This is a genomic window from Bradyrhizobium sp. UFLA05-109 (assembly GCF_054185165.1).
Window position 1 is genome coordinate 50,960 of the sequence record NZ_JBBIAR010000054.1, and the last position, 12,549, is coordinate 63,508.

Below are 12,549 nucleotides of genomic sequence, written 5' to 3' on the forward strand. Positions count from 1 at the left end.
TGCTACAGCGAAGTCATGAGTACTAGCGGGGCGCGGGGCCGTTCAGGGCTTTGCTAGGTGGTTAGCGGAATGCCTTTGCACAGCCTTCCCATGCACTGGACGATAGTGGGGCTTGCCCACTCCGCAACGGCGGCCATACGTCGGAAACCACCACATCTGCATTTTCCACCTGCCAAGTCGCAGAATCGGAAAATTGCACATCGTCGAGCGCAATCTCAAGGGCATGGCCTCCATCAAGTCCGTGCATCACCAGTGCACCATCACCGCCACGCACGTGGCGTAGAGCGATCTTTCGGTAGACCGGAATTCGGTTACCGTATGCATGGACGTCATAGTGAGTATCGAAAGAGATAGGCCATCGGTTGCCGCGCAGGCACACATTCTCATAGGTCACCCTCTCCACCAGACCGCCCCGGCTGACATCGCTCTTAATGCGCAGGCCAGACGTCGTGCCGTCCAGGGTCAGGCCGTGCACCAGTATGTCGCTGACACCTGAGCTCACCTCACTGCCGATCGACATGCCGTGCCCCCAGCCGAAGTAGTTGTCGATAATGGAAATATGGCGTGTTGGACCATTGTTGCCTGCTTTGATAGCCACATTGTCGTCTCCAGTGCGGATCTGGCAGTGAGTAATCGTCACATCCTGGCTGGCGCCTGGATCTATGCCATCTGTATTGCGGGCGTCGGCCGGTGTATCGATCGTGACGCCCCAAAAGGTGGCACCTTCGACGCGGTTCATAGCCACGTGGAAATTGGGCGCATTGCGCAGTGTGATGCCGTGTAGGGTAATGTCATGGGCATGATCAATCTGGATCAGGCGTGGGACGTTCTGGTAGCCGCCCTCGACTTGCGCGCGCCGAGCCAGCTGCCACCAGCTCTCGGTAGTGCCGACCATGTGCGCGCCGCCCTGGCCGTCGATGGTGCCCTCACCGTAGATGCCGCCTCCACGTGTTTTGGAGAAGCTGATGAATGGTCGGCAGCCATCACCCTTGCCTTCGATGTGACCACAATTTCCCAACCCTTTGTCATAGGCCTCCCGCTGGGCAACAGCGACAAGCGTGGCGTCGCGCTCGATCCATAGCGTCACTCCGGACTTCATCTCGAGGGGGCCCGACAGAAACGTCCCGCCGGCCAAATAAACTGCTGAGCCAGAGGGGCAGTGAGCAATGGCGTCTTGCAGTCTGGCCGTGTCGTTTTCTCTCGACGGCGACAGGCGGACGCACACATCACTAGGTGCGACAGGTTCGGCAACCGTGCGGCGATCTTTGGCTTGTGCGCCGGCGCCTGCGGCGGCGAGCATGGCCAGCACTGCCCAATAACGCAAAGAGACTAACATGAACAACCTCTTAATTTTGCGGCCCACCTACGCTTGCCGTTGTAATCCGAAAGCCGAATGCCAAGTTGCGTCTAGCTCTCGTTAGACGGAGTTGTCAGACAAGCGGCCAAGCCAGCAGAGGCTTGACGAAAAAACCTTGCAAAAGTTTGGTAAGTCCATGCCAGACAAAAACAAACGATGCTCGCCAGGTTTTGATCACAGGCGAGGCGGCGCCTGCCAGCAAATCTGAATTGCTGGAGCGCTTGTCGATCATGAACTGCTCAATCATGATGTTCCAGCCGAGTTTGAGGACTGAAGCGATTGACCGGTATGTCGCGCTTATTCCACGGTCACCGACTTGGCGAGATTGCGCGGCTGGTCGACGTCGGTGCCCATCACAACCGCCGTGTGGTAGGCCAAAAGTTGCACGGGGATGGCATAGACCATGGGCGTGAAGGCTGCCGCCATGTCAGGCATGACGATGGTGACGAGGGACTCGACCGTCGCCTCGGCTGCGCCCTTGGTGTCCGTCACTAGGATGATGTTGCCGCCGCGGGCGGCGACCTCCTGCATGTTGGAGACGGTCTTCTCGAACACGCGATCGTGGGGCGCGATCACCACGACCGGCACGGTCTCGTCGATCAGCGCGATCGGTCCGTGCTTGAGCTCGCCGGCGGCGTAGCCCTCGGCGTGGATGTAGGAGATCTCCTTGAGCTTCAGGGCACCTTCAAGCGCGAGCGGGAAGCTGGTGCCGCGGCCGAGATAGAGCACGTCGCGCGACTTGGCGATCCGGTGCGCGAGCTTCTCGATCTGAAGCTCGGTGGTGAGCGCGTCCGCCATCAGGCGCGGGACCTCGACCAGGCCGTGCACGAGCCCGGTCTCCTCCTCCTCGGACAATTCGCCGCGCGCCTTGCCGGCCGCGACCGCGAGCGAGGCGAGCACCATGAGCTGGCAGGTGAAGGCTTTTGTGGACGCGACGCCGATCTCGGGACCGGCGAGCGTCTGGAGCACCGTCTCACTCTCGCGCGCGATCGTCGAGGTCGGCACGTTGACCACGGCGAGCGTGTGCGCGCCTTCGGCCTTGGCATAGCGCAGCGCAGCCAGCGTATCGGCGGTCTCGCCCGATTGAGAAATGAAGATCGCCAGATCGCCCTTGCGCAAGGGCGCCTCGCGGTAGCGGAACTCGGAGGCGACGTCGACCTCGACCGGCAGACGCGCCATGCGCTCGAACCAGTATTTTGCGACGTAGCCGGCGTAGTTCGCCGTGCCGCAGGCTGTGATCGTGACACGCTGGATGTCGCGGAAGTCGAACGGCAGCTTCACCGGCAGCGACACGCGCTCGGATGCCATGTCGATATAGCGGGCCAGCGTGTGGCCGACGACCTCGGGCTGCTCGTGTATTTCCTTCGCCATGAAATGGCGGTAGTTGGCCTTGTCGACAAGCGAGGTCGAGGCCGCATGCTTGATCTTGTCGCGCTGGACGGCATGGCCATCCTTGTCGAAGACAGCAACGCTGCTGCGGGTCAGCACGACCCAGTCGCCGTCCTCGAGATAGCTGATCGTATCGGTGAACGGGCCGAGCGCGATCGCGTCCGAGCCCAGGAACATCTCGCCATCGCCATAGCCGAGCGCGAGCGGCGGACCGTTGCGAGCGCCGATCATCAGGTCGCCCTCGCCTGCGAAAATGAAGCCGAGCGCGAACGCGCCGCGCAGGCGGCTCAAGGCGAGCTTCACCGCCTCGATCGGCTTGTTGCCGCTCGTGAGCAGATGGTCGACCAGATGCAGCACGATCTCGGTGTCAGTCTCGGTGCGGAACACCGTACCCTTCGCTTCGAGTTCCTCGCGGAGCTCGCGGAAATTCTCGATGATGCCATTATGGACCACCGCGACGCGCTCGGTGGCGTGCGGATGGGCATTGTGCTCGGTCGGCTTGCCATGGGTGGCCCAGCGGGTGTGGCCGATCCCGGTCGTCCCGTTCAGCGGCTTGTCACGCAGCCGGGCCTCGAGGTTCTTCAGCTTGCCCTCGGCGCGCCGCCGCTGCAGGTGATCGCCTTCGAGCGTGGCAACACCCGCGGAGTCGTAGCCCCGATATTCAAGCCGCTTGAGCGAATCCACCAGTTGCTCCGCAACCGGTTCGCGCCCGAGAATGCCGACAATCCCGCACATGCGGATCAATATCCCCCGACTTCAGAAAACTTGATTTTCAAAGTCTTTTTACTTTCTTGCGACACTCGATTGCCAAAGATGTCCAAACAAGTGTTGCGAGGTCAGATGGTTGTGGTCCTATGCCGTCGGACCGGTTAACCACATGCATTCTTACGTGTGAGGTCGCTTCAACAGCCCCATTTCACCAAGCCGCAATGCGGCGGCGGTAAGTGCGATCGAATACCAGCATGTAACGGCAGCAAAGGAAACGACAGTTTCGATGTGAGCAAAATAATCACGCGCGAGCCGACGGGCGCCGACTCTAATCGCGAACCAGGGCACGCATAGCCTTTTCTCCCGATAACAAAGATAACAATCGTAGCTGCAATAGGGTTGCCGCGTGGACATATCTCGTAAGTAGCCGATCCCTAGAGGTCGATGACACTCGATGCAGATCGACGAGCTGCTTGGCGTCCTGTGATTTACCAATATGAACTGCATGATCGCCGGTTGTGTTGAGAACCATTCATGATGCACCGGTCCTACCATGCGGAAACGCGCCGCTGCCAGAATGAAGCGAAACTGAATTGCGGACCGCTTCCAGGTGTCGCTCGTCCGCGCCACACAAAAGACGCCCGGCCACTTTCGGTGGCCGGGCAGAAGTCAGTCTCGGGGGAACGACGCTTCTACACATCGCACCAGCTTCCGTCGGCAGAGGGAGGGCTGCCGCCGACGGTCCATTTGCGGCGAGGGCATTCGCCGCTAACCTTGGCCACAGAAGGCCGATGCCCGTCCCGAACGAATTCGGTATTGCTTTCTTCTGCTCGATTGAACCAGAGTTCAAGGCACTCGGCCTGATAGTCGCCGATACGAAGATTTGGCGAACAACGCCGAGCCCTTTGGCTGCCGACGGCTGCTTCGAGTCGGCGTGGTGTCAGGTGAGAGGACACCGAAGAATGTGGTCGGACTGCACGAACGCTTAGCCTGATGCCCGATGGACATCGAGACTGCTTTTCCGCAATTAGGTAAAGACCGACAACCATTCTGATGGACCGAAGGCTTTTTCTCCAAACCGATGTTTTTCTTATGCGATATCCTACAAGATAGGTAAAATCGATTGTGTTGATGGGCCGCATCTACAGCATGGATAATGGAGACATGCGCGTTCGATTTCGCGATCGCCCGCCTTCATCATCTGTACGAGTGGTCAGGTCAGCGATCGATCCGGCATACAATCAGGCCTAAGCTAGACTTATGTGGCCGGCCTTGGCGCGGCGTAGGGAGACCGCGCCGCATTGTTTCTGGACGGGTCGACCTGTCGAAGCCACCTCCAGGATCGGAGGCATGGGATCCTTGATGGCGACGGAGATTTCGTGGAATTAAGCAAAGTCGACGTCGCCGGTCTGCATCGCGACGGCTGGAAACGAAACGGCGACATCCTTTCAGATCGACCTATAGATGCTTGAACGCCTCAACCTTCTTGGTGATTTCGACATCCTCCACGGGACCGTGGCCTCGGGCTTGGGCACACCGAAGGACCAATATTTTTTGTCCTCGACCTCAACGGCCACGAACCGCACTGAGGAGAATTCGGAGGTGAAGCTTGCCTCGAGGCTGAGCTGGACCAATTCGAATAGAGGGCTTGGTATGTAATATCGAGATGTTGGCCCGGTGCCATGGCAGGCCCCATTATACTGTTTTCGCGAAAATAGTATAACCCATCGGAACCCAATTTATCCGGGCAGCAAAGTCAACGGAGACGGCAACCGACCTACTGTCTAAAACCCATACTGATCGCTACGCGGACCAACCTTTGCCGAGAGTCTTCCTGCGACTCATCGTATCTCACACCGCTGGTATTCTATCGGTTTGTACAGCGGGGTCGGTATCATCCGGCTCGACAGGCAACGTGAACTGAAAGACCGCGCCTCTTGTCTCTTGCGCACTCGCCCACATGCGTCCGCCGTGGGCCTCGATGATTGAACGGCAGATGGCCAGTCCCATGCCCATACCCTGGGCCTTGGTGGTGTAGAAGGCCTCGAACAGGCGCTCCACACTGTTCGAATCCAATCCTGGACCGGAATCTCGCAAGCTAACCAATATATCGGTCGAGCCAGATCTGGCAGTGCTGATTAGCAGCTCCCGCGCTCCCTCCTTTGCTCCGCTCATCGCCTCGACGGCGTTGATGATCAAATTGATAATCACCTGTTGGAGTTGAACTCGATCTGCCCGAATGAGCGGCAAGGCGCCCGCAAGTTGCGTTTGCACCGAGACACCATTATTCATCACTTCCGCGCGAGTCAGGGCTACAACTTCAAGTACCACATCATTGATCGCCAAGGGGGCCTTTTGTGGAGGCGCGTTCCTGATTAGCGCGCGAATCCGATCGATGATCTCTCCAGCTCGCACGCCATCGCTGAGAATCCGACCGAATGTCTGCCGGACCCGTTGCAGGTTTGGCGGCTGCGCATTGAGCCAGTTTAGACCGGCCTCCGCGTTGCTGACGACCGCACCGATGGGTTGGTTGACTTCGTGCGCGATCGAGGCCGTCAATTGCCCCATTGTGGTGACGCGATTTCTGTGTGCGAGCTCGATCAGGGTCTCGCGATACCGCCGCTCGCTTTCGCGGGCTTCGGCTTCCGCCCGCTTGCGTTCTGTCAAGTCAACGATAAAAGCGACACCTTGTCGCTCGTCGAAAGCGGCCGCCCCGATCAGAATCGGCACTCGAGTACCGTCCTTGCGGACGTACTCCTTCTCGTAAGCCTGGATAGCTCCAGTAGCTCGTCTCTCTATCCGAGCGCGCTCAGTGCGCTCATTCCAGTCTGGCGGAGTTAGCTCGCTCCAGCGCAACCGGCCCGTGACGAGATCCTCGCGGTCGTATCCAACGATCTCGAGAAAGGCATGATTAGCCTCGATAATGTCACCCTCATCGTTAAAGATGAAGATCCCAATAATGTTGGCGTCGACCAGGCGCCGGATTTTCGTTTCACGTTCTTGAACCTCACGGTACAAACGACTGTTTTCTAGCGCTATTGCTGCTTGCGAGGCAAGCAGCTTTAGCACCGAACTGCGGGCAAGCGCGAAGATCCCGGGCGCCAAGTTGTTTTCAAGGTAGAGCACACCTATGAGCTTGGCTTGAGTGATCAGGGGAAGGCACAGAACAGAACGCGATCCGTGTTCGCGGACATACGGGTCGTTAGCAAACGGAGATTGGACGGCGGCATCCTCGAGAATGACGTTTTCACGGGTGCGCATGACATAATGCAGGACCGACTTTGGTAGGGCTGCGGCTGTCACCGATTGGTCAAGCGTGTGCACAAAGATCGCTTGACTAGCGGTTGTGGCCTCTGCCTCGATCCGAGGTTCATCGCCACGAAGCAAGATCAAGAGACCGCGCTCGGCGCCGGCCTGCTCAATCGCAGTGCGCATAAGCCTATCAATGAGCTTTTGCAGAATGATCTCACCGGAGACCGCCTGAGAGACTTTGATCACCGTAGCAAGGTCTAGATGTTCAACCGGCGCTCCTATGCTCGTGCCGGACAGGGCTCGAGTTTCGTCCTCCTCATTCAGATAGGGAAATAACTCGCCGAGCTGTCGCACTTTCCCATCTGCACCCCAACGCAGATAGTTGTACCGTGCATCTCTCAGATAAGTCTTTGCGATCCTCTCGTACCCACGCGCAGCGTAAAATCGCCCCGCAAGTTCGCAGGCGATCGCCTCGTGGTGAACAAAACCATTAGCCGCTGCAGATCGTATGGAGTGCTCGTAGAGGCGCATTGCGTCTGTATCACGATTGTCAAGCCTTGCGATTTCGGCTGAAACCAAAGTAGCGCGATGTTCAAAATTCTCAGGGCAATTCATCGCCCACGCCTGAAGCCGTTTGTGATGGGCGCTTATGATACCTCGATGCAGTTGCTCTTCACTCGCGGCTGAACCGTCGCAATGGCAAGAGTGAGACAGCGCACCGTAGAAGTGAAATTCCGCTGTTGAGCCTTCTGTCGGTATGGTCCACATCTGAGGTTCTGCCTTTGACCTCGCATTGATTGCAGCGACGTAGTCACCGGCTAGGAAACGCGCCTGGAGCTTACGGATCCAATAAATGGCACCAAGGGGTACCTCGGGTCCTTGCTCGAGCGACCGCTCGATGGCCAATTCGTCAATATCTTGGTCATCAAAGCAGCCGAATGTGCGCGTGAGGCCACGCATAGTGCGAACGAGTCCAAGCTGCAGACGTATAATGTCGGCTGCGAAACGGAACTTCATCTTACGAGCGGTAGCGAGGTTTCTCTCTATTTCGCGCTGAATGTCTTCCAGCGGCTCGCCCGCGCCTATCATGCTTGAAGTCAAATGGGCCAGACTGTAGGCCTCATAAATCAGATCGCCGACTTCGCTCGCCGCCCTCAACGCTCGTGATATCAAATCGCGACCGCCCCGGTGTTTGGTCCAAGGGATCACAGTAGAGCCGACGGCTAGATAGACCGGAGCCTGAAAGCGGGTCAACCCGCGACGATCGACGAGATCGCAGGCGAGCAAACCAAAACGATAAGCCGCCTGATAATCGCCGAAGCGACCACCTAAAACCCGGTTAAGCCAAGCGTAATGTGCGCACGAAGCATCAGAGTTGCCGTGGTCGAGGCTAAGATTCACCGCTCGGCATATGACCAGGGTGGACAGGTTGGCGTCGGTAAATACGGCGGGAGGAAGGATCCGCGTCAAGACCGTTAAAATAGCAAGGCACGTCTCGTCTTTCATTAAAGGCAGATCTGCTATCTTTTCAATCTGGCCATCAGTGATCTTGGACCACATCAGCCGATATTCGGATAGAGCCTCCTCCTGCGTTGGACGTGGCGACCATTCAAGCCCGACGCCGCGCAGATACTCGAGACCCACCGCCACCGCGCGTTCGAGGTCGCCGCGCGTTAGATACAGATCGACTCGCAAGCAGGCTACACTGGCTTGTTTGACCGCATCCATACCACGCTTGGAAAGCGCCGATAGTCGTTCCTCCGCGGCATCCAGCTCGCCGGTCAGGAATTCGCATTCGGCGCGGTTTTGCTCCAGCGCGAAGGTGAGCTCATGCTGATTCTGCCACGAGTCTTCCGAGAGCAGCGCAATACCGGCGATCAGATATGTGAGCGCAGATGCGTAAGCTGCGGATGCTTTGGCACGCTGACCGGCGATAAGGTTGAACTCTGCGAGCTGCTCTCGTTCCTTACTGGAGGTTATTAGGGGCAGACCTCGATCGAGTTGATTGACGATATTAAAGATAGCCTCTCGACGCCTCTCCGGGGGCGCATGCGCCGCGAGCATCCGACCAATCCGCAGATGAGCTGGAGCGCGCGATTCCTCCGGGACCAACGAGTAGGCGGCCTCCTGGATCCGGTCGTGGATGAAATTGTAAGTGTCTCCGTGCCGCTCGACTAGATCCTGATGAATCGCCGGCGACAACAGTGCGTGTACCCGCGCCTGCGAAGTCCCGAAAACAATTGAAAGTTCAGATGTCTCGGCGGCGTTACCGAAACAGGCGAGCTGCTGCAGCGCATTCTGCGTTGCGGTTGGGAGCCGAATGAGTTTCCCGACCATCAGCTCCACCACGTTATCGGTGTATCCCTTTGCATGGATGCGTTCGAGATCCCAAGTCCAGCGCGCAACACTGTGATCGAAGCTCAATAGTTCCTCTGCGGCGAGTGCAGAAATGAACTGAATGACAAAGAACGGATTACCCAAGGTCTTCTGGTGAACCAGCTGAGCGAGTGGTGTTGCGCGCTTTGGCTCGCAGCGAAATGCATCTGCGACCAACTGCTCGACATGCTCAGGGGTCAGTGGCAGTAACGTGATCTCCTCTACGTTCCTACCGATGCTGCGAATGTTGTCGAGCTTGCGTTTCAGTGGATGGCTGGAATCAACTTCGTTGCTTCTGTACGCACCAATCAGCAACAGTTGCAGATCGGTTTCGGTCAGGAGGTGCTCGAGCACGTCGAACGTTGCCGCATCGAACCACTGCAAATCGTCGAGGAAGATTATCAACGGATGATGTTGGCGGGCGAAGACACCGACGAACCTGCGAAATACCAGTTGGAAGCGGGCTTGTGCTTGCTGGGGCGGAAGCTCTGGAAGCGCGGGTTGTTCGCCGATGATCAGCCTTAAGTCGGGAATCAGGTCGGTCATAAGGCGTCCGTTCGGACCAAGCGCATCCAGGAGTGCGTTGCGCCAAATCACGAGCTCAGCGTCGCTTTTGCCGAGAAGAGGCCGGACAACACCCTGGAACGCCTGAACTATCGTCGAGTAGGGAATGTCACGCTTGAATTGATCGAATTTGCCCGACGCGAAGACCCCACGCGATGGCACCAACGCTTTATGCAACTCGTGGACAACGGACGACTTTCCGATTCCGGAGTAACCGGCGACAAGTACTAACCTCGGCGCGCCGCTCTTGACCACGCGATCGAAAGCGGCGAGCAACGCCTCGATCTCGGCGCTTCTTCCGTACAGCTTCTCGGGGATCAGCAGGCGATCCGGCGTATCCTGTTCGCTCAGCACAAAGGGTTCGATACATCGCCGGCTCGACCATTCGACGAGACAATGCCGCAGATCGTGCTCAAGGCCGGCGGCCGTTTGGTAACGATCCTCCGCAGCCTTGGCCAGTAGCTTCATCACTATTCGGGAGACCGGCTCCGGAATATCTTTTACTTTCTCTCGCGGTGATATTGGTTTTCTGGCGATATGACAGTGGATCCACTCCACTGGATCTGACGCGGCGAACGGCAGCGCGCCTGTGAGCATCTGGTAAAACGTGACGCCGAGTGAATAGAGGTCACTGCGAGAATCGATCGAGCGATTCATCCTCCCGGTCTGTTCCGGCGCCATGTAGGGCAGTGTGCCCGTGATGAACTCGGGCGGCTCGCTCGCCTGCCGCTCGCGCGGGTGACGCGAAGCAAGGCCAAATCCGGTGAACCGAACCTGTCCATCCGGGCAATTGACCAGGATATGAGCTGGCTTCACGTCTTTATGCACTAAGCCGCTGCGGTGAACGCGACCTAACGTTGCAGTGATGCTAACGGCCAGACCCAAAAAGCTCTCCAGCTCCAAAGGTGCGCCCAATAGGCGAACTAGGGGTTCACCGCACGGATCCTCCAGAACCAGAGTGGTTCGGCCAGCTTCACGGAGTAGCTCGAGAGGCCGCACCGACCATTCCCCGTCGAGCCCTTCCCTTAATTCATACTCATGGGCCAGGCGGTCGAGCACGGCACGCGGGGGGTGTTCTAGCGCGGGGCGCACAATCAGAGCGAGTTGCCGGTCGCCGTCGGGGTTCGGACGCCACGCGCGGCAGAAGACGCAATGATCGTCTTCCCAAAGGACCACCGAATCGTCATGTCTTTCCATGTCGAATTGAGGCGGCTTGAGAGGGTCCTGCGACATTCGACCGTCCGGTCGACTAGACTAAGCTTAATAGAACCTGCCATATATTCCGCAACATGACAATTTCCGCGCTTTGGCCGGAATTTTCAGATTTTCGCTTGTCTGAGCGATCGGGCGCGGGGACACGGTTTTACCCCTCACGGGGCTGCTGCCTCGGAAAACGTAGGAGCGCGGCATGTTCCCGCTTATCGCATGCTCCAGATACAACCCTGAGTAATTGCAGCCCGTGCTATGATCGCTTGCACTGGCGGTTGCAAGGGACGCGCCCCGACAGACAAGCAAGGCCTGTACATTCTACGCGCGACAAGGCTTTCAAAATGGCGGCGGTTACGATTGCGAGTTGCTGACCACGGGCGAGCCGCGAATTCAATCGTAACGCCGCTCCACGAACTGGGATCTGGAGCAAATAGCCGCGTGCCAGGACTCATGCACGTTCCGAAGAGCCTCGCATCTACAATGCGACTAGAGAACCGCGGTTCATCTTCCATTGAGACCGGAAATAGGGCAGAACCGAAACCGGCCAATCTGCGGATGGCTGCACGAAAGAAACGGTTAGAGGCTTGATGACTGATCAGGTAGCAACAGCGTCAACAGAATGTAGCTCGCGCAGAGCTGACAGAGATCTGAGTTTTGATTTTGCTAAAGGGATTCTCATTATTCTGGTGATCGTTGGACACTTATTACAATATGTCATCTACAGAGATGATGAGTATTGGTATTCGGCATATTTCAAGTTGATCTACATGTTTCATATGCCTCTCTTTATGGCAATCAGCGGATATCTTTCCTCGGGCGCGCTTTTGCGAAAGCCGTTCGCTCGCAGCGTCAAAGACCGCGCAGTGCAGTTATTGTTGCCTATGCTGTTTTGGTGCGCATTCACGGAAGCAGCTAAGCTGGCCGCATTTTCGCCCGCGCCAGGCGTAGCGAGCGGCGTGCTGGACTTCTCAAGAGAATTCGCTGGCACCTATTGGTTCATATGGGCAACCTTTGTCTCCTTTTTTGTCGTTGGGCTTCTCATCGTTGCCAATCTGGGATCGACGTGGATGATATCCATGTCTGCTGTTCTGATCGCACTCGCGCCGGTCACATTTTCGATAGCCCCGTTGATCAGGTACACTTACCCGTTCTTTTTCCTCGGGTTCTTGCTTGCCAGGTCTTCTGATTGGCGGACGAGCGCCCTCTTCCGCTACAAGTCTCTTTCGCTCCTCATGCTCTCCGGTATCGCTTGCGCGTGCTTTCTCGCTTGGGGCAAAGAGACTTATGTCTACAACAATCTCGTTCCGATCGACGATGTTCAGTCAGCAAAGCAAGTATTGCTAATGTTCGTTGGCTCTGCAGCTTCCTCTGCTGTCGCCGCGGAAGTTCTGCTGCGATGCTGGAAATTTTGTGGTTCAAGTCGGTGGGCTCGGTTTATCGCGATGGACCTGGGCCAGAGCACGCTGCTACTTTACCTCCTCCAAGCGAGTGTCTTCCGTCTCATGGACCTGGTCCAGTTCGGAGAACTTTGGGCTCTGCCGACCAGAATCGCCGTCGCGTTTGTGCTTGGCGTAACGATTATTGTGGTCGCGAGGGGCATTCGCTGGATTGTGCACGACCTTGGATTCATGTCGCGTATTGTTCTCGGAGTGGCGCCACGCTCAGGCTTGCTGAAAACACAACCTGCCTCTAGC

At 57.4% G+C, this 12,549-nt stretch carries 5 protein-coding genes; 1 reads left to right on the forward strand and 4 read right to left on the reverse strand.

Annotation, left to right across the window (positions count from 1 at the left end; genetic code table 11):
- Positions 1-61: 61 nt before the first annotated feature.
- The 4 genes from Q3C01_RS32160 to Q3C01_RS32175 all read right to left on the reverse strand — a co-directional run bounded on the left by Q3C01_RS32160 (position 62) and on the right by Q3C01_RS32175 (position 10,879).
- Positions 62-1,336, reverse strand: coding sequence for a glycoside hydrolase family 28 protein (locus Q3C01_RS32160; RefSeq protein WP_458149283.1), 1,275 nt, complete (start codon positions 1,334-1,336; stop codon positions 62-64).
- A 94-nt stretch (positions 1,337-1,430) separates the two neighbouring features.
- Positions 1,431-1,589: a hypothetical protein gene (locus tag Q3C01_RS32165; RefSeq protein ID WP_458149284.1), complete on the reverse strand. Its 159-nt coding sequence runs from the start codon at positions 1,587-1,589 to the stop codon at positions 1,431-1,433.
- Between the two features lie 65 nt (positions 1,590-1,654).
- A complete protein-coding gene (glmS, locus tag Q3C01_RS32170; protein WP_458149285.1) occupies positions 1,655-3,481 on the reverse strand; it encodes a glutamine--fructose-6-phosphate transaminase (isomerizing) in 1,827 nt (608 codons plus the stop codon).
- A gap of 1,824 nt (positions 3,482-5,305) precedes the next feature.
- Entirely contained in the window at positions 5,306-10,879 is a 5,574-nt protein-coding gene (locus Q3C01_RS32175; protein WP_458149286.1) for a trifunctional serine/threonine-protein kinase/ATP-binding protein/sensor histidine kinase, read from the reverse strand.
- A gap of 563 nt (positions 10,880-11,442) precedes the next feature.
- Here Q3C01_RS32175 and nolL point away from each other — a divergent pair.
- A partial coding sequence (nolL, locus tag Q3C01_RS32180) for a nodulation factor fucose acetyltransferase NolL (RefSeq protein ID WP_458149287.1) occupies positions 11,443-12,549 on the forward strand: 1,107 nt, incomplete at its 3' end.

Excerpts from the sequence above, each read along its gene's own strand:
- glmS (WP_458149285.1), bottom strand. The coding sequence starts at position 3,481 with ATGTGCGGGATTGTCGGCATTCTCGGGCGCGAACCGGTTGCGGAGCAA.
- Q3C01_RS32175 (WP_458149286.1), bottom strand. The coding sequence starts at position 10,879 with ATGTCGCAGGACCCTCTCAAGCCGCCTCAATTCGACATGGAAAGACAT.
- Q3C01_RS32165 (WP_458149284.1), bottom strand. The coding sequence starts at position 1,589 with ATGATCGACAAGCGCTCCAGCAATTCAGATTTGCTGGCAGGCGCCGCC.
- Q3C01_RS32160 (WP_458149283.1), bottom strand. The coding sequence starts at position 1,336 with ATGTTAGTCTCTTTGCGTTATTGGGCAGTGCTGGCCATGCTCGCCGCC.